Source organism: Micrococcus sp. KBS0714 (assembly GCF_002008305.4).
Taxonomy (GTDB): domain Bacteria; phylum Actinomycetota; class Actinomycetes; order Actinomycetales; family Micrococcaceae; genus Micrococcus; species Micrococcus luteus.
This window is the reverse complement of record NZ_CP042169.1, coordinates 1,231,725-1,247,930: the sequence shown is the minus strand read 5'-3', so window position 1 is coordinate 1,247,930 and position 16,206 is coordinate 1,231,725. Positions and strand designations below refer to the sequence as shown.

Sequence of the window (16,206 nt, the reverse complement as noted above, 5' to 3'; positions counted from 1 at the left end):
GCGTCGGAGCGGGCGATCAGGCGGACGGGGGCGTCGTCGTCGGGGGTCATGGTCCGATCCTGACAGAGCCGCCCCGCCACACCTCGACGCGTCGGGGGCGGTTTCGGGCGGTATTCACGTCGAATACCACCGCAAACCGCCCCCGGACGGAAGCGTGCCGGACGGTGCCGGGACGCCGTCAGGCGGCTCAGGGCACCCGCGCGGTCCACTCCGGGGTCGCGAACTTGGTGCGGGCCAGCTGCTCGGCCTCCTCACGGGTGGCCTCGTCCAGCTCGACGCGGCGGGCGCCGTAGCGCTCCTCGAAGGTGGTCATCATGGTCTCCCAGATCTCGGCGCGGGAGACGCCGGTCTGGCGCCGGAGCGGGTCCACGCGCTTCTTCGCCGAGGTCACGCCCTTGCCGCGCAGCTTCTCCCGGCCGATGCGCAGCACCTCGAGCATCTTGTCCGCGTCGATGTCGTAGCTCATCGTCACGTGGTGCAGCAGCCCGGCCGTGCCCACCCGCTTCTGCGCGGCGCCGCCGATCTTCCCCTGGTCCGTGGCGATGTCGTTGAGCGGCTGGTAGAACGCGTGCACGCCGAGTCGGGAGAGCGCGTCCATGGTCCACTCGTCCAGGAACGGGTAGGACTCCGCCGTCTCCAGCCCGTCGACCAGCGACGACGGGACGTGCATCGAGTACGTGACGCAGTTGTCCGCCTCCATGAACATCGCGCCGCCGCCGGAGATCCGCCGCACCACGTTGATGCCGTGCCGCCGCGCCCCCTCGGGGTCCACCTCGTTGGCGAGCGACTGGAAGGCGCCGATCACCACGGCCGGCTCGTTCCACTGCCACAGGCGCATGGTCGGCTTGCGACGTCCCTCGGCCACCTGCCGGGTGAGCACCTCGTCCAGGGCCACGGTGAGCGCGATCGGCATCGGCTCCGGCCCGATGACCTCCCACTCGTGGTCCCCCCACGTGGTCGCCTTGCCGAGGGCCCGACGCACGGCCGAGGCCACCGCGAAGGCGTCCACGCCGAACAGCTCGGCCTCGGGTCGCAGACCCCGCTCGACGGCCTCCCGGATGACGCGGTGCTCAGCGTCCGCGGACAGCCCGGCCACCGCCGCGTTGAGGTCCTCGAGCGCCTCATCCGGCTCGAGGTAGAAGTCGCCGTTGATGCTCGCGGTCGCGATCCGGCCGTCCGCGAGGCTCAGGTCCGCCGCGACCAGCTTGCCGCCGATCACCTTGTATTCACCGTGGAGAGTCGTCATGCCCGTCAGCCTACGGGCGACGCGACGGGCCCCGCACCGCCCGGATCGTTCCGGGGGCGCGGGGCCCGTCGTCGTGGTGGGCGTGCGGCTCAGGCCGCCGCGGTCACTTCTTGCCGCCGAAGCCCTTGAAGCGGGCGTTGAAGCGCTCGACGCGGCCGGCGGTGTCCATGATGCGCTGCTTGCCCGTGTAGAACGGGTGCGAGGCGGCCGAGATCTCGACGTCGATCACCGGGTAGGTGTTGCCATCGGTCCACTCCGCGGTCTTGTCGGAGTTCGCGGTGGTGCGGGTGAGGATCTTCTCACCGGAGGCGAGGTCGTTGAAGATGACGTAGCGGTAATCCGGGTGGATCTCAGACTTCATGGTGCATCCTTCGTGTCAGCCGCCTGATTGGGACCAGGGGCGCGAGAGGTGTGGTCAGGGGGTCCGCCGGAGGGCGGGCCAGCCGCCCACTCTACCGCACCCGGGCCGGTCAGCGCGCGCGCAGCTCCCACAGCGCGACCGCCGCGGCCGCCGCCACGTTCAGCGAGTCGACGCCGGCGGGCATGGGGATGACGACGTCGGCGTCGGTCTGGGCGAGGGTCTCGGGACGGACCCCCGGCCCCTCCTGGCCGAGGACGAGGGCCAGGCGCTCGGCGGTGCGCAGCGGCTCGATCCGGGCGGAGTCCAGGCCCACGGCGCGCTCCGTCACCTCGAGGGCGGCCACCGCGAACCCGGCCGCCCGCAGCGCGGGCAGCGACTGGGCGACCGGACCGGGCAGGCGCGCCCACGGCAGGCGGAACACCGTGCCCATCGAGACGCGGATGGCGCGCCGGTACAGCGGGTCGGCGGCCTGCGGGGTGAGCAGCAGGGCGTCCCAGCCGAGGGCGACGGCGGAGCGCACCACGGCGCCCAGGTTCGTGTGGTCCACGAGGTCCTCGGCGATGAGCACGCGCCGGGCGCCCGCGAGGACGTCGGCGAGCGGCCGGGGTGCGGGGCGGTCCATCGCGGCCAGGGCGCCGCGGTGCAGGTGGAACCCGGTGAGGGCCTCGAGCACATCGTCGGGTCCGGTGAAGACCGGGACGTCCGGATGGGCGGCGAGCACGTCCGCGAAGGAACCGCGGTAGCGGTCCCCCAGCAGGAAGGAGCGCGGGGTGTGTCCGGCGTCCAGCGCGCGGCGGACCACCTGGGAGGACTCGGCGAGGAAGACGCCGTGCTCGGCGTCGACGCGACGGCGCAGCGCCGCGTCCGTCATGGTCGTGTAGGGGGCCAGGCGGGGGTCCGCGAGGTCCTCGATCCGCTCCAGGCGCACCTCGCGGGTCCCGACCTCACCCACCCGAGACCTGCCGCATCACCATGACCACCAGCCCGGCCAGGCCCACGATCACGATGGTGACGCGCAGCGCCGTCGGCGAGATGCGCCGGCCGATCCGCGCGCCCACGAGCCCGCCCACGAGCGAGGAGAGCGCGATCAACAGGACGGCCCGCCAGTCGATGCGGTCGAAGGCGAAGACCAGGTAGAACGCGGCGGCGGTGAGGTTGACCACCAGCGACAGCCACGTCTTCACCGCGTTGGCGTGCACGAGGGTGCCGCCCACCAGCAGCACGCCGAAGATCGCCATGAGCATGACGCCCTGGGCGGCCACGAAGTAGCCGCCGTAGATGCCGGTCAGGAACACGAGCGTCCACAGCGTCGGGGTCACGGGGCCCACCGGCACGGGAGAGTCCGCGCCGGGGGTCGGTCCCTGGTCCTCCGCCCGACGCCGGACCCACCCCTGGATGCGCGGCTGCAGCACGACGACCGTCAGGGCCACCACGAGCAGCACCGGCGCGACGTAGCCGAACACGGCCGGGGGCAGCGTGGTGAGCAGGGCGGCGCCGATGACCCCGCCGAGCAGGGACGCGACGGTCAGCTTCGGCAGGAGCGCCCGGGACTGGGCCAGCTCGCGGCGGTACCCGTACGTGCCGGAGAAGCCCGAGGCCACCAGGCCCATCGCGTTGGAGACCTGGGCCGTCACGGGCGGGAACCCGACCGCCACGAGCGTCGGGAAGGTGACGAGCGTGCCCGAGCCGATCACCGAGTTGATCGTGCCGGCCCAGAACCCCGCGAGCAGCACGAGCAGGACCTGCCACAGGTCCATGCCCAGCAGCTGCGCGGTCAGCAGCCCCGTCACCGGGCCACGGCGGTGTACCGACCGCCGGTGCGCGTCACCTTCAGGTCCGTGCCGAACGCCGCGGAGAGGTGCTCCTCGGTGAGCGTCGACTCGATGGGCCCGGCCGCCACGACGCCGCCGTCCCGCAGCAGCAGGGCATGCGTGAAACCCGGGGGCACCTCCTCGAGGTGGTGCGTGACGAGGACCAGCGCGGGCGCGTCCTCGTCCGTGGCGAGCGCCGTCAGCTGGCGCACGAGGTCCTCCCGCCCGGCGAGGTCCAGGCCCGCGGCGGGCTCGTCCAGCAGGAGCAGCTCGGGATCGGTCATCAGGGCACGGGCGATGAGCACGCGCTTGCGCTCACCGTCGGAGAGGGTGCCGAACGCGCGGTGCGCGAGGCGGGAGAGCCCCCAGGTCGCCACGAGGCCGAGCGCGCGGGCGCGATCCTCCGTCTCGTACCGCTCGCGCCACGTGCCGGTGATCCCGTAGGCGGCGGTGACGACGGCGTCCTGCACGGTCTCGTTCGCGGGCACCTGGGCGGCGAGCTGGGCGGAGGACAGGCCGATGCGCGGGCGCAGCTCGAACACGTCGACGGCGCCGAGCACCTCGTCCAGCACGCCGACGTCGCCGGCGGTCGGGTGCAGGCGGGCCGCGGCCAGCTGGAGCAGCGTCGACTTGCCGGCGCCGTTCGGGCCCATCACGATCCACCGCTGCCCCGCGCGGACCGTCCAGTCCAGGGGGCCGAGGATGTCGGTGGTGCCGCGGCGCACGCGCACGCGGCGCATCTGCAGCACGGCGTCCTCATCCGGGAGGAACCAGTCGTCGGGAGGCGCGGGGGTGGTCATGGGGGCCAGCCTAGTCCGGCCGGCCGGCGCGTCGCCGATGCGACGCACGCCCGGCCGCGCCCGCACCCCCGCCTAGGATGCCGCGCATGAGCACCCTGCGCCGCCTCGTCGTCACCGCCGACCCCGCCCTCCTCGTCACGGACGCGCCCCCGGCCGGCGTGCCCGACGACGCCGAGCGGCTCACCGACGACGGCCTGCTGGGCTGGCGCTTCGCCGCGGACGAGTGGGCGGCGGCCCCGGAGCCGGGCTCCGGGTGGGACGTGCTCACGGTGCCGGCGACGGTCGCCGCCGCGCCGGCGCCCCTCGTGGTGACGGACGTGGACTCCACGCTGATCCGGCAGGAGGTCATCGAGCTGCTCGCCGCCCACGCCGGCCGCGAGGCCGAGGTCGCCGAGGTGACGGAGCGGGCGATGCGCGGTGAGCTCGACTTCGCCGCCTCGCTGCACGCGCGCGTCGAGGCGCTCGCGGGGCTGCCCGTGGGCGTCGTGGCGGACGTGGTGCGGGCCATCCGGCCCACCGACGGAGCCCTCGCGCTGATCGAGGCCGTCACCGCGGCCGGCGGCCGGGTGTGCGCGGTCTCCGGCGGCTTCACCCAGGTGCTCGCCCCGCTGGCCGAGGCGTGGGGCGTGCACGCCTACTGCGCCAACGAGCTCGAGGTGCAGGACGGGCACCTGACGGGGAAGGTGCTCGGCGACGTCGTGGACCGCGCGGCGAAGGCCGCCATGCTGCGCGCCTGGGCCGAGGACGCGGGGCTCACCCCCGAGCAGGCCGTCGGCGTGGGCGACGGCGCCAACGACATCGATCTGCTCGAGGCGGCCGGCTGCGGCGTGGCGCTGTGCGCGAAGCCGATCCTCCGGGAGCACGCGGACGTCGTCGTCGACGTGCCCTCCTTCACCCCCCTGCGGTGGCTCCTCGGTCTCTGAGCCGTCCGCTCCCGGAGGTCACGAGGGCCGGATCCCACGGATCCGGCCCTCGTCGTCTGGGGTGTGGTGGGGTTCAGTCCTGCCCGAGGAAGTCCTCGGCGCCGCCCACGAGCTCGGTGTGGCCGACCTCGAGGCCCTCGCGGCCCACGAGGGAGGCGATCTCGGCGGCGAACTCCTCCACGGAGTAGAGCTTGCCGGCGGCCTCGCGGCGGGCCTCGATGGCACCGGGCTCGGCGCGGTCGAGCAGGGTGGCGGTGATGGTGCCCTCGATCATGTCGCCGGAGACCACCACGAAGCCCACGCCCTTCTCGGTGAACGCGGGGATGCGCTCGCGCAGGGCGTCCTCGCCGGCGCGCTTGGAGCGGGCCACGGGCTCGTAGGAGTCCATCGTGGCGACCTCGTCGATGAAGTGCGCCTGGTGGGAGGTCACGAACACGATCTGCCCGCCGGCACCCATGCGCTCGAGCGCGGCGTCGGCCAGCGCGGCCTGGGCGTCACGGTTGAGCTTCAGGGCGTAGTCCTCGCCGAACTGGGACTCCATGCCGCCCGAGGCGTTGAGCACGAGCACGTCGAGTGAGCCGAAGTGCTCCACGGCGGCGTCCAGCAGCGCGGCCCGATCCTCGGCGACGGTCACGTCGCCGCCCACGGCCACGGCGCGGCCGCCGGCGTCCTCGATCCTCTGCACCACCTTGTTCGCGCGCGGCGCCTTCTGGCGGTAGTTCACCACGACGCCCGCGCCGCGGGCGGCCAGCAGCTCGGCGGTGGCGGCTCCGATGCCGCGGGAGGAGCCGGTGACGACGACGCCGCGTCCGGCCAGGTCCTGCTCGGTCATGTTCTGTGCTTCCTGTCTGCTCAGCGGTCGGTGGTCGTCAGTGGCCCATGCCCAGGCCGCCGTCCACGGGGATCACGGCCCCGGAGATGTACGCGGCCTCGTCCGAGGCCAGCCAGCGCACGACGCCGGCCACCTCCTCCGGGGCGGCGAAGCGGCCGGCCGGGATGGACGTCTTGTACTGGGCCTTGAGCTCGTCGTCGAGGGACTGCGTCATCTCGGTGTCGATGTAGCCGGGGGCCACGACGTTCGCGGTCACGCCGCGCGCGCCGAGCTCGCGCGTGATCGAGCGGGCCATCCCGACGAGGCCGGACTTGGAGGCGGCGTAGTTGACCTGGCCGGGCGAGCCGAGCAGGCCCACCACGGAGGAGACCAGGACGATGCGTCCGCGCTTCAGGCGCATCATGCCCTTGGTGGCGCGCTGCACCACGCGGAAGGCGCCGGTGAGGTTCGTGTCGATCACCGAGGTGAAGTCATCCTCGGACATGCGCAGCAGCAGCTGGTCGTGGGTGATGCCGGCGTTGGCCACGAGCACCTCGACCGGGCCGTGGACCTCCTCGACCTCGCGGAAGGCCGCGTCCACGGAGGCCGCGTCCGTCACGTCGGCCCGGACCGCGAGGACCCCCTCCGGCCCCTCCCCCGAGCGGGAGGTGATGGCCACGCGGTCGCCGTTCGCGGCGAACGCCCGGGCGATGGCCAGGCCGATGCCGCGATTGCCCCCCGTGACGAGGACGCTGCGGCCGGCGGCCTGCGCGTCCGCTGTGGGCGTGGTGGTCTGATCGGCCATGGGAACACCTTCCGGACGGGACGGGACTAGACTGGAGCACCGGCGCGGCGCCGTCGACGCCGTCCTGCGGGACGCCGCCGAGGGCGGGCGCGCCGGCATGTGAACCACCACTCTACGTCCGCGGCCGCGCGGGGGCCCTCCGCAGGGCGCGACGTGCCAGGAGGATGCGCCATGACCAGCTCCGCCGCCGGCTCCCGAGCCGGCCGTCCCGCCCGCGCCGGGCGCGGGACGACACCGGAGGTCCAGGGGGTCACCACCGCCGCCGCCGGCCGCAGCGCGGACCGGGAGGCGCGCATGAGGGTCTACCTGGTCCAGATGCTGGTCCGCACCGCCTGCTTCGTCGCCGCGCTCTTCACCCACGGCTGGTGGCAGCTCGGGTTCATCCTCGGCGCGGTCGTGCTGCCCTACGTCGCCGTCGTGCGCGTGAACAACACCGGCCCGCAGCAGGCCGGCACCCTGCGCGCCGTGCCCGCCCAGGGACCGGCCCTGGCCCCCCGCCCCGACGACACGGCGGCGCCCGAGCCGGTCGTGCTCACCGGCGACCTCGTGGACGACCCGCGCGACCGTGCGCCCCGGGCGCTGGGCCGAGGGTCCTCGTCCGCCGGCAGTCCCGGCCTGCCCGGACGGGGCGGCGCGTGATCGGCGCGGTCCCGGGTGAGCCGGGCATGGACCTGCTGGGCGCCCTCGCGTCCGGCCGCCTTGACCCCGCCGCCGGTGCCTCCACTGCCCGATCCCCGCACGCCGCCGTGGACGGGCCCGAGCGGCCGGTCTGCTCGCGTCGTGGCTGCACCGCGGAGGCCGCCTGGGCCCTGGAGTGGAACAACCCGCGCGTCCACGCCCCGGACCGCGTGAAGACCTGGCTGGCCTGCACGGACCATCGGCCCTTCCTGGACGACTTCCTGAGCGCCCGCGGCTTCCTGCGGCGCTCCCGCCCGCTCGATCCGGCCGCCACGCAGGCGCCCGAGGTCGACACGCCCGAGACCCCGCAGGAGCCCCCGCGCCCATGAGCATCCCCGCCCCCATGACGGACCCGACCGCCCGCGACGCCGAACGCCTTCCTGCCCTGCGCTTCGGCTTCCTCGCCACCGGCCCGTGGATCCTCGGCTTCGTGGTGTGCGTCCTCTTCGCGTTCCTGTGCCATGCGCTCGCGCAGTGGCAGTGGGACCGCCGCGTGGAGGTCCAGCACCGCGTCAACCGCGTCCTGGAGAACTACGACGACGACCCGGTTCCGTTCGCCGAGGCCTCCCGGCTGTTCACCGCGTTCCAGACCGACGACGAGTGGACGCCCGTGACACTGACCGGCGAGTACCTCGTCGACGAGACGCTCATCGTCCGCAACCGCCCCCGGGCCGGCCAGCCCGGCTACGAGGTGCTCGTGCCGTTCCGGACGGACGAGGGCCCCGTCGTCGTGGTGGACCGCGGCTGGCTCCCGGTGGGCAACAGTCCGGGTCAGCCGGACGCCGTGCCGGCCCCGCCCGCCGGCCACGCCGAGGTCGTGGTGCGGGTCAAGCCCGGGGAGCCGGCCCTGGACCGCGACGCCCCGGACGGTCAGGTGCCCTCGATCGACCTCGCCGAGATCGCCGACACCGTGGGCGGGCCCGTGGCCGGGACGGCCTACGGGATCATGGTCACGGAGGACCCGGCGGTGGAGCCGATGCCGCAGAAGCTCGTCGAGCCCACCCTCGACGAGGGCCCGCACCTGTCCTACGCGATCCAGTGGTACCTGTTCGCGGCCATGGGCTTCGGGGTGTGGGGGTACTCCGCGTGGATGCGCGCCCGCAACGACCGGGCCGACGCCCTCGACGACGCCGCGGACGACGGGCTGCTCTCCGCGCACCGGGTCCCCCGCGCCAAGCCGGCCCGGCGGCGGCGCGACGGGCGGCTCACGGACGAGGAGGCCGAGGATGCGCTCTTCGACTGAGCCGGCCCTCCGCCTCGGCGGCCCGCGGACTCAGGCGAGGGTGATGAGGTCCCTGTAGTCGTCGTTCCAGAGGTCCTCGACCCCGTCCGGCAGCAGCACCACGCGCTCGGGGTCGAGCGCCTCGACGGCGCCCTCGTCGTGGGTCACGAGCACCACGGCGCCCTCGTACTGGCGCAGTGCGTGGAGGATCTCCTCACGGCTGGCGGGGTCGAGGTTGTTCGTGGGCTCGTCCAGCAGCAGCACGTTCGCACTCGAGGCCACGAGCGTGGCCAGCGCCAGGCGGGTCTTCTCGCCGCCGGAGAGGACGCGGGCGGGCTTGTCGACGTCGTCGCCCTGGAAGAGGAACGATCCGAGCAGCGTGCGCGCCTGGGTGTCGCCGAGCTGCGGGGCGGCGTGGCGCATGTTGTCCAGGACCGACGCGTCCTGGTCCAGGGTGTCGTGCTCCTGGGCGAAGTAACCCAGCTTGAGCCCGTGGCCCGCCTGCACCTCCCCGGTGTCCGGGGTCTCCTCCCCGGCGAGCATGCGCAGCAGCGTCGTCTTGCCGGCGCCGTTGTAGCCCAGGATCACCACGCGCGAGCCGCGGTCGATCGCCAGGTCCACTCCCGTGAAGATCCCGAGCGAGCCGTAGGACTTGGAGAGGTTCTCGGCGCGCAGCGGCGTCTTGCCGGAGGCCTGCGGGGTGGGGAAGCGGATCGCGGCCACGCGGTCGACCGCGCGCTCGCCCTCGACGCCGCGCATGAGCCGCTCGGCGCGCTTGATCATGTTCTGCGCGGCGGTGGCCTTGGTCGCCTTGGCACGCATCTTCTCGGCCTGGGCCATGAGGGCCGAGGCCTTCTTCTCCGCGTTGGCGAACTCCCGCCGGCGGCGCGCCTCGTCCTGCTGGCGCTGGGCGAGGTAGTTCTTCCACGTCATGTTGTAGACGTCCATGGTCTGCCGGTTCGCGTCCAGGTAGAGGACCTTGTTCACGGTCATCTCCATGAGCTCGACGTCGTGCGAGATCATCAGGAGGCCGCCGGAGTAGGTCTTCAGGTAGTCGCGCAGCCACACGATCGAGTCGTGGTCGAGGTGGTTGGTGGGCTCGTCCAGCAGCAGGATGTCCGCGTCGGAGAAGAGGATGCGGGCGAGCTCCACGCGGCGGCGCTGGCCGCCGGAGAGGGTGTGCAGCGGCTGGTCCAGGACGCGGTCCGGCAGGCCGAGGTTGGACGTGATCCGGGCGGCCTCGGACTCGGCCGCGTAGCCGCCGCGGGCCTCGAACTCCGCCTCCAGGCGGGAGTAGCGGTTCATCGCCCGCTCCCGCTCGGCGTCGTCGACGGCGGCCATGCCGGCCTCGGCCTCCCGCATGCGGCGGATCGTCTGGTCCAGGTCGCGGGCGGAGAGGATGCGGTCGCGGCCGGACTGGTCCATGTCCTCGACCTTGGGGTCCTGGGGCAGGTAGCCGATGCGCCCGGTCCGGGTCACGGTGCCCGCCGTGGGCTGCCCGCCGCCGGCCAGGACCTTGGTCAGCGTCGTCTTGCCGGCGCCGTTGCGCCCCACGAGGCCGACCTTGTCCCCCTTGTCCACGCGGAAGTTCACCTCGTCCATGAGGAGACGGGCGCCCACGCGCAGTTCGACATCGGTGACGGTCAGCATGGGGGTGTCAGACTCCAGGGGTCGAGGGAAGAACAGGGGTGCACCGGCGGGGTCCGGCCGATCTCGACGGGCGGGGGCCAGCGCGGTGCCGGGCCAGTCTAGTCCGTCTACACTCTGGCCCCATGAGCTTCAACGAGAACGTGCAGATCGACGCCGGCCGGGCCCGATCGGGCGGTGGCGGCGGGCTGGGGGGCCGGGGCATCGCCATCGGCGGTGGCGGCGGCCTGCTCGCGTTGCTGCTCGCGATCTTCGCCCCCGGGCTGGCCGAGCAGCTCGGGATCGACACGGGCGGCGGGTCCGTCGGCCAGAGTCAGTACCAGCAGCAGACGGGCTCGGGCGGCCAGAGCCAGCCCCTCTCGGACGAGGAGTGCGCCAGCGGTGCGGACGCCAACCAGAACACGGACTGCCGCGTCGTCGCGACCACCGAGGCCGCGGACGAGTTCTGGGGCGAGTACCTCGCCCAGTTCTCGGACATCCAGTGGCGCCAGCCGCAGCTGACCCTGTTCCAGGGCGGCGTGAGCACCGGCTGCGGCAGCGCCTCCTCGGCCACGGGCCCGTTCTACTGCCCGGCGGACGAGTCCATGTACTTCGACACCGCGTTCTTCGAGACGCTGCAGACCGATTTCGGCGCCGAGGGCGGACCGCTGGCGGAGGAGTACATCGTGGCGCACGAGTACGGCCACCACGTTCAGCAGGTGACCGGCTACCTGCAGCACTCGAAGGACGGGACCACCGGCCCCACCTCCGGCGCCGTGCGCGCAGAGCTGCAGGCCGACTGCTTCGCCGGCATGTGGGCCGGGCATGCCACCTCCACCGTGGACCCCGAGTCCGGTGAGCCGTTCCTGAAGCCGATCTCGCAGGACCAGCTGCGCCAGGCCATCGACGCGGCCTCCGCCGTGGGCGATGACCGCATCCAGTCCACCCACACCGGGCGGGTGGACCCCGAGGCGTTCACGCACGGCACCTCCGAGCAGCGCATGGCCTGGTTCATGCGCGGCTACCAGAGCGCCCAGCAGGAGCCCGACATCCGCCAGTGCGACACGTTCCGGGCCCCCTCCCTGGACATCTGAGCCGAGAGCACCGCGCCTGCGGGTCCGTCCGCACTCCCCCACGACGACGGCGGCCCCTCACCTCCTGGGCGAAGGTGAGGGGCCGCCGTCGTCGTCCGGACCGGATCAGATGTTGAAGCCAAGGGCGCGCATCTGGTCGCGCCCGTCCTCGGTGATCCGCTCGGGGCCCCACGGGGGCATCCAGACCCAGTTCAGCCGCCACTCGTCCACCATGGTGCCGATCGCGCGGGAGACCTGGTCCTCGATCTCGTCCGTGAGCGGGCAGGCCGCGGTGGTCAGGGTCATGTCCACGAGCAGCGCGCCGTCGTCGGCGTAGTGCAGCCCGTAGAGCAGACCCAGGTCCACGACGTTGACGCCCAGCTCCGGGTCGATCACGTCCTTGAGGGCCTCACGGATGTCCTCCGTGGGCACCTGGTTCGCGGTCTCCGTCATCTCAGGCCCCCGCCGCGGCCTTCTCGAAGCGGGCGTAGCCCTCGGCCTCGAGCTGCTCGGCGAGCTCCGGGCCGCCGGACTCGGCGACGCGGCCGTCCACCAGCACGTGCACGTGGTCCGGCTTGATGTAGTTGAGGATCCGCGTGTAGTGGGTGATCAGCAGGGTGCCCATCTCGTTCTGCGCCTGGGCGCGGTTGACGCCCTCGGAGACGATGCGCAGCGCGTCGACGTCGAGGCCGGAGTCGGTCTCGTCGAGGATCGCGAACTTGGGCTTGAACAGCTCGAGCTGGAGGATCTCGGCGCGCTTCTTCTCGCCGCCGGAGAAGCCCTCGTTGACGTTGCGGTTCATGAACGCCGGGTCGATCTGCAGGGCCTCGAAGGCGCCCTTGACGTCCTTGGTCCAGGTGCGCAGCGAGGGGGCCTCGCCGTCAAGCGCGGTCTTGGCGGTGCGCAGGAAGTTGGTCATGGTGACGCCCGGGATCTCCACGGGGTACTGCATGGCCAGGAAGAGGCCGGCCTGGGCGCGCTCGTCGACGCCCATCTCCAGCACGTCCTCGCCGTCGAGGGTGATGGAGCCGGAGGTGACCTCGTAGCGCGGGTGGCCGGCGATGGTCGAGGCCAGGGTGGACTTGCCGGAGCCGTTCGGGCCCATGATCGCGTGGGTCTCGCCCGTCTCGATGGTCAGGGAGAGGCCCTTCAGGATCTCCTTGGGGCCGTTCTCGGTCGCGATCTGCACGTGCAGGTCGGTGATCTGCAGGGTTGCCATGGTGGTTCTCCTCGGGTGGAAGGCGGTGGGGTCTGCGGGGCGTCGGTCAGAGCTGCGCGATGCGGAGCTCGTCCTCCATGACGGCGGTCAGCTCGTCCTCGACGTCGCCGATGCCGATCTTCTGGATGATCTCGTTGAGGAAGCCGCGCACGATCAGGCGGCGGGCCTCGGTCTCGGAGATGCCGCGGGCCATCAGGTAGAACAGCTGGGTCTCGTCGAAGCGGCCGGTCGCGGACGCGTGGCCCGCCCCCTCGATCACGCCGGTCTCGATCTCCAGGTTCGGCACCGAGTCCGCGCGCGCCCCGTCGGAGAGCAGCAGGTTCTGGTTCTTCTCGTACGTGTCCGTGCCCTCGGCCTCCTTGCGGATCAGCACGTCGCCCACCCACACGGTGCGCGCGTCCGTGCCCTGCAGGGCGCCCTTGTAGAGCACGTTCGAGACGCAGTCCGGCTGGTTGTGGTCCACGAACAGGCGGTTCTCGAGGTGCTGACCGGCGTCGGCGAAGTACAGGCCGTACATCTCGGCCTCGCCGCGCTCCGCGGCGAACCGCGCGGTCGGGGTCAGCCGCACCACGCCGCCGCCGTAGGACACGGCCACGTGCTTGAAGTGCGCGTTCGTGGCGACCGAGGCCTGCTGGGCCGAGACGTGCACGGCATCGCCCTCCCAGGCTTGCAGTGCGACCACGTTCAGGCGGGCGTCGCGGCGCACGTCGAACTCGACGTTCTGGGCCAGCACGGCGGTGCCGCGGTGGGCGATCACGACGTCGGCCTGCGCGTTCTCCTCCACGAGCACGGTCAGGTGCATCGCGGCCGGGTCGGCGGAGGAGCCGACGACGTCGATGCGCACCGGCTCGGCGACCTCACCGGAGATCGTCACGACGGTGGCCTCGGAGACCGAGTTCCAGGCCGCGGCGGACACGCGGTCGTCCGGGGTCAGGACGGAGCCGACGCGGGCGTCGTCGCGGGCCACGGTCTCCACCGTGACGCCGGCCTGCTCGGCCACGGTCACGGCGGGGGCGGCACCGGTCAGGCGCGCGTCGTCGCCCTCGGGCAGGTGCAGCCCGCCCAGGCGCTTGAGCGGGGTGAAGCGCCAGTCCTCCTCGCGCCCCGTGAGCACGGGGAAGTCGGACAGCTCGAAGGAGCTGAGGCGATCGGCGCGCGAGCCCGCGGCGTTGCGCTCCCGGCCCCCGGCCCGGGCGGCCGGGTTCTGCGCGGCGGTGAGCTTCTCGCCCTCCTCGCCCATGCCCGGGATCATGGTCCGCTGGGTGTTCTCAACGGTGTCGGTCATGTCAGCCCACCGATCCTTCCATCTGCAGTTCGATCAGCTTGTTGAGCTCGAGCGCGTACTCCATGGGCAGCTCGCGGGCGATCGGCTCGATGAAGCCGCGCACGATCATGGCCATGGCCTCGTCCTCGGACATGCCGCGGCTCATGAGGTAGAAGAGCTGCTCCTCGGACACCTTCGAGACGGTCGCCTCGTGGCCGAGGGTCACGTCGTCCTCGCGGATGTCGATGTACGGGTAGGTGTCGGAGCGGGAGACCGTGTCCACGAGCAGGGCGTCGCACACCACCGAGTTGGCGGAGCCGTTCGCGCCCTCGGCGATCTGCACCAGGCCGCGATAGGCGGCGCGGCCGCCGCTGCGGGCCACGGACTTGGACACGATCGAGGAGTTCGTGTGCGGGGCCATGTGCACCATCTTGGAGCCGGTGTCCTGGTGCTGGTCCTTGCCCGCGAACGCGACGGAGAGGGTCTCGCCGGTGGCGTGCTCGCCGGTCAGGTACACGGCCGGGTACTTCATGGTCACCTTGGAGCCGATGTTGCCGTCGATCCACTCCATGGTGCCGCCGGCCTCGACCACGGCGCGCTTGGTCACGAGGTTGTACACGTTCGTGGACCAGTTCTGGATGGTGGTGTAGCGCACGCGCGCGTTCTTCTTCACCACGATCTCGACGACGGCCGAGTGCAGCGAGTCGGACTGGTAGATCGGGGCGGTGCAGCCCTCGATGTAGTGCACGTACGAGTCCTCGTCCGCGATGATCAGCGTCCGCTCGAACTGGCCCATGTTCTCCGTGTTGATGCGGAAGTAGGCCTGCAGCGGGATCTCCACGTGCACGCCCTTGGGCACGTACACGAAGGAGCCGCCGGACCACACGGCCGTGTTCAGGGAGGCGAACTTGTTGTCGCCGACCGGGATCACGGTGCCGAAGTACTCCTCGAAGATCTCCGGGTGCTCCTTGAGCGCGGTGTCGGTGTCGAGGAACACGACGCCCTGCTCCTCCAGGTCCTCACGGATCTGGTGGTAGACGACCTCGGACTCGTACTGGGCGGCGACGCCGGCCACGAGACGCTCGCGCTCGGCCTCCGGGATGCCCAGGCGCTCGTAGGTGTTGCGGATGTCCTCGGGCAGGTCCTCCCAGGTCTTGGCCTGGCCCTCGGTGGAGCGCACGAAGTACTTGATGTTGTCGAAGTCGATGCCGGACAGGTCCGGGCCCCACGCCGGCATCGGCTTGCGCTCGAAGTACTTGAGGGCCTTCAGGCGCAGGTCGCGCATCCACTCCGGCTCGTCCTTCTTGCCGGAGATGTCGCGCACGACGTCCTCGTTCAGACCGCGGACGGCCTTCTCGCCGGCCGCGTCGGAGTCGGCCCAGCCGTACTGGTAGGCGCCGATGGCGTTGAGCTCGGGGTTCTTGTCGAGGATCTCCTGGATCACGCCGGGGTCGGCGGTCTCCGTGGAGTCCCGCTGGACGATCTGGTCGGTCATCTCAGCCTCTCTCACTAGTCACTGCGGTCGGGGTCGGTCGGGTGGTCGGCGGGAGCCGGGGCGTGGCCCGCGCGGCTCAGTCGCGGCCCAGCGGCACGTGTGTGGTGCACACGTGGGCGCCGGCGGCGAGGGTCGAGAGCCGGCGCACGTCCACCTCGAGCAGGCGGGCGAACAGCGCGGTCTCCTCTTCACAGAACTCCGGATGGCGCGCGGGAATTCCCTGGAACGGGCAGTGCCCCTGGCAGACCTGGTCCGCGCGGAGGGTGGGCGCCAGGCCCGCGCCGAAGTGGCGCAGCGTGCCGGCGTAGCCGGCCTCGTCGAGGACCCGCGCGAGGATGCGGGTGCGGTCCTGCAGCGCGGTCTCCCGGCCGTCGACGGCGGCCGTGAAGCGCTCCTCGATCTCCCGGAAGGCGTGGCGCGCGGTGCGGCGCACCTCCTCCTCCCCGCCGAGCTCCTCGAGGCGGGCCAGGGTGTCCAGGGCGACGGCGAGGTGGTCCTTGGGCAGGTGCTCCTGCGCGTGCGAGGTGACCACGTAGCGGCGGGAGGGCCGTCCCGCGCCGCGGGCCGCGGTGACCCGCTTGACCTCGACGAGCGAGTCCTCCTCGAGCGCGTCCAGATGGCGGCGCACGGCGGCCGCGGTCAGCTCCAGCTCCCGACCGATCTCGGCCGCGCTCACGGGTCCACGCGTCAGGACCAGCTGCAGCACACGCTCGCGCGTGCCCTCGGCCGGGGCCGGAGCGGGGGGCGACGCAGACTGATCCGAATACACCACGCCATCATGACCTATTGATCTGGAACGGTTCAAGTGAGGCTCGCCTGGCTTGATGACGCCCGCGGCGGAACCCGCGTCAGACCGGGCGCCCCGGCCCCAC

18 protein-coding genes are annotated in these 16,206 nt (G+C 72.5%); 5 read left to right on the top strand and 13 right to left on the bottom strand.

Translation table 11 applies throughout. The features are described from left to right. Positions 1–187: 187 nt before the first annotated feature. The 5 genes from B1A86_RS05755 to B1A86_RS05735 form a co-directional block, all read right to left on the bottom strand. A complete protein-coding gene (locus B1A86_RS05755) occupies positions 188–1,246 on the bottom strand; it encodes a biotin/lipoate A/B protein ligase family protein (protein WP_036383370.1) in 1,059 nt (352 codons plus the stop codon). 103 nt (positions 1,247–1,349) lie between these two features. Next, a complete protein-coding gene (locus tag B1A86_RS05750; RefSeq protein WP_002855042.1) occupies positions 1,350–1,607 on the bottom strand; it encodes a type B 50S ribosomal protein L31 in 258 nt (85 codons plus the stop codon). A 109-nt stretch (positions 1,608–1,716) separates the two neighbouring features. Then, positions 1,717–2,559, bottom strand: coding sequence for an RNA methyltransferase (locus B1A86_RS05745; protein WP_060974147.1), 843 nt, complete (start codon positions 2,557–2,559; stop codon positions 1,717–1,719). Next, the gene (locus tag B1A86_RS05740; protein ID WP_041103831.1) at positions 2,552–3,397 is read right to left on the bottom strand and encodes a sulfite exporter TauE/SafE family protein; all 846 of its coding nucleotides are present in this window, start codon (positions 3,395–3,397) and stop codon (positions 2,552–2,554) included. The genes B1A86_RS05745 and B1A86_RS05740 overlap by 8 nt, the downstream gene beginning before the upstream one ends. After that, a complete protein-coding gene (locus tag B1A86_RS05735) occupies positions 3,394–4,218 on the bottom strand; it encodes an ABC transporter ATP-binding protein (RefSeq protein ID WP_052520061.1) in 825 nt (274 codons plus the stop codon). The genes B1A86_RS05740 and B1A86_RS05735 overlap by 4 nt, the downstream gene beginning before the upstream one ends. A gap of 86 nt (positions 4,219–4,304) precedes the next feature. Here B1A86_RS05735 and serB point away from each other — a divergent pair, with 86 nt between their 5' ends. Then, positions 4,305–5,141: a phosphoserine phosphatase SerB gene (serB, locus tag B1A86_RS05730; RefSeq protein ID WP_036383368.1), complete on the top strand. Its 837-nt coding sequence runs from the start codon at positions 4,305–4,307 to the stop codon at positions 5,139–5,141. Positions 5,142–5,214: 73 nt separating this feature from the next. On the opposite strand, the gene B1A86_RS05725 is transcribed toward serB, so the two are convergent. Continuing rightward, a complete protein-coding gene (locus tag B1A86_RS05725) occupies positions 5,215–5,973 on the bottom strand; it encodes an SDR family oxidoreductase (protein WP_078025544.1) in 759 nt (252 codons plus the stop codon). A gap of 37 nt (positions 5,974–6,010) precedes the next feature. Then, positions 6,011–6,757 carry a beta-ketoacyl-ACP reductase gene (locus B1A86_RS05720; protein ID WP_070708561.1) on the bottom strand — a complete coding sequence of 249 codons (747 nt, stop codon included), beginning with the start codon at positions 6,755–6,757 and terminating at the stop codon, positions 6,011–6,013. Between the two features lie 171 nt (positions 6,758–6,928). On the opposite strand from B1A86_RS05720, the gene B1A86_RS05715 reads away from it, so the two are divergent. From B1A86_RS05715 to B1A86_RS05705, 3 genes are read left to right on the top strand one after another with little or no spacing between them, the layout of a single operon-like run. Beyond that, positions 6,929–7,396, top strand: coding sequence for a DUF3099 domain-containing protein (locus B1A86_RS05715; protein ID WP_078025545.1), 468 nt, complete (start codon positions 6,929–6,931; stop codon positions 7,394–7,396). Further along, positions 7,393–7,764, top strand: a complete 372-nt coding sequence (locus B1A86_RS05710) for a hypothetical protein (RefSeq protein ID WP_036336831.1) — start codon at positions 7,393–7,395, stop codon at positions 7,762–7,764. Before B1A86_RS05715 ends, B1A86_RS05710 begins: the two co-directional genes overlap by 4 nt. Continuing rightward, a complete protein-coding gene (locus B1A86_RS05705; protein WP_070708822.1) occupies positions 7,761–8,678 on the top strand; it encodes an SURF1 family protein in 918 nt (305 codons plus the stop codon). Before B1A86_RS05710 ends, B1A86_RS05705 begins: the two co-directional genes overlap by 4 nt. A gap of 30 nt (positions 8,679–8,708) precedes the next feature. Here B1A86_RS05705 and abc-f read toward each other — a convergent pair whose 3' ends face one another. Next, positions 8,709–10,307 carry a ribosomal protection-like ABC-F family protein gene (abc-f, locus tag B1A86_RS05700; RefSeq protein WP_070708821.1) on the bottom strand — a complete coding sequence of 533 codons (1,599 nt, stop codon included), beginning with the start codon at positions 10,305–10,307 and terminating at the stop codon, positions 8,709–8,711. Between the two features lie 122 nt (positions 10,308–10,429). On the opposite strand from abc-f, the gene B1A86_RS05695 reads away from it, so the two are divergent. Continuing rightward, positions 10,430–11,377 carry a neutral zinc metallopeptidase gene (locus tag B1A86_RS05695; protein ID WP_070708820.1) on the top strand — a complete coding sequence of 316 codons (948 nt, stop codon included), beginning with the start codon at positions 10,430–10,432 and terminating at the stop codon, positions 11,375–11,377. Between the two features lie 105 nt (positions 11,378–11,482). Here the strand turns inward: B1A86_RS05695 and B1A86_RS05690 are convergent, their stop codons facing one another. The 5 genes from B1A86_RS05690 to B1A86_RS05670 all read right to left on the bottom strand — a co-directional run bounded on the left by B1A86_RS05690 (position 11,483) and on the right by B1A86_RS05670 (position 16,103). Next, the gene (locus tag B1A86_RS05690; RefSeq protein WP_070708819.1) at positions 11,483–11,809 is read right to left on the bottom strand and encodes a metal-sulfur cluster assembly factor; all 327 of its coding nucleotides are present in this window, start codon (positions 11,807–11,809) and stop codon (positions 11,483–11,485) included. 1 nt (position 11,810) lies between these two features. Next, the gene (gene sufC / locus B1A86_RS05685; protein ID WP_070708818.1) at positions 11,811–12,575 is read right to left on the bottom strand and encodes a Fe-S cluster assembly ATPase SufC; all 765 of its coding nucleotides are present in this window, start codon (positions 12,573–12,575) and stop codon (positions 11,811–11,813) included. 46 nt (positions 12,576–12,621) lie between these two features. Further along, positions 12,622–13,860: a Fe-S cluster assembly protein SufD gene (gene sufD / locus B1A86_RS05680; RefSeq protein ID WP_036315255.1), complete on the bottom strand. Its 1,239-nt coding sequence runs from the start codon at positions 13,858–13,860 to the stop codon at positions 12,622–12,624. Between the two features lies 1 nt (position 13,861). Further along, a complete protein-coding gene (gene sufB, locus B1A86_RS05675) occupies positions 13,862–15,334 on the bottom strand; it encodes a Fe-S cluster assembly protein SufB (protein ID WP_002855322.1) in 1,473 nt (490 codons plus the stop codon). A gap of 76 nt (positions 15,335–15,410) precedes the next feature. After that, positions 15,411–16,103 carry a metalloregulator ArsR/SmtB family transcription factor gene (locus tag B1A86_RS05670; RefSeq protein WP_223247562.1) on the bottom strand — a complete coding sequence of 231 codons (693 nt, stop codon included), beginning with the start codon at positions 16,101–16,103 and terminating at the stop codon, positions 15,411–15,413. Positions 16,104–16,206: the final 103 nt, after the last annotated feature.

Coding starts and splice junctions, on each gene's coding strand:
- B1A86_RS05755 (WP_036383370.1), bottom strand. CDS start 1,246: ATGACGACTCTCCACGGTGAATACAAGGTGATCGGCGGCAAGCTGGTC.
- B1A86_RS05750 (WP_002855042.1), bottom strand. CDS start 1,607: ATGAAGTCTGAGATCCACCCGGATTACCGCTACGTCATCTTCAACGAC.
- B1A86_RS05735 (WP_052520061.1), bottom strand. CDS start 4,218: ATGACCACCCCCGCGCCTCCCGACGACTGGTTCCTCCCGGATGAGGAC.
- serB (WP_036383368.1), top strand. CDS start 4,305: ATGAGCACCCTGCGCCGCCTCGTCGTCACCGCCGACCCCGCCCTCCTC.
- B1A86_RS05725 (WP_078025544.1), bottom strand. CDS start 5,973: ATGACCGAGCAGGACCTGGCCGGACGCGGCGTCGTCGTCACCGGCTCC.
- B1A86_RS05720 (WP_070708561.1), bottom strand. CDS start 6,757: ATGGCCGATCAGACCACCACGCCCACAGCGGACGCGCAGGCCGCCGGC.
- B1A86_RS05715 (WP_078025545.1), top strand. CDS start 6,929: ATGACCAGCTCCGCCGCCGGCTCCCGAGCCGGCCGTCCCGCCCGCGCC.
- B1A86_RS05705 (WP_070708822.1), top strand. CDS start 7,761: ATGAGCATCCCCGCCCCCATGACGGACCCGACCGCCCGCGACGCCGAA.
- abc-f (WP_070708821.1), bottom strand. CDS start 10,307: ATGCTGACCGTCACCGATGTCGAACTGCGCGTGGGCGCCCGTCTCCTC.
- B1A86_RS05695 (WP_070708820.1), top strand. CDS start 10,430: ATGAGCTTCAACGAGAACGTGCAGATCGACGCCGGCCGGGCCCGATCG.
- B1A86_RS05690 (WP_070708819.1), bottom strand. CDS start 11,809: ATGACGGAGACCGCGAACCAGGTGCCCACGGAGGACATCCGTGAGGCC.
- sufC (WP_070708818.1), bottom strand. CDS start 12,575: ATGGCAACCCTGCAGATCACCGACCTGCACGTGCAGATCGCGACCGAG.
- sufD (WP_036315255.1), bottom strand. CDS start 13,860: ATGACCGACACCGTTGAGAACACCCAGCGGACCATGATCCCGGGCATG.
- sufB (WP_002855322.1), bottom strand. CDS start 15,334: ATGACCGACCAGATCGTCCAGCGGGACTCCACGGAGACCGCCGACCCC.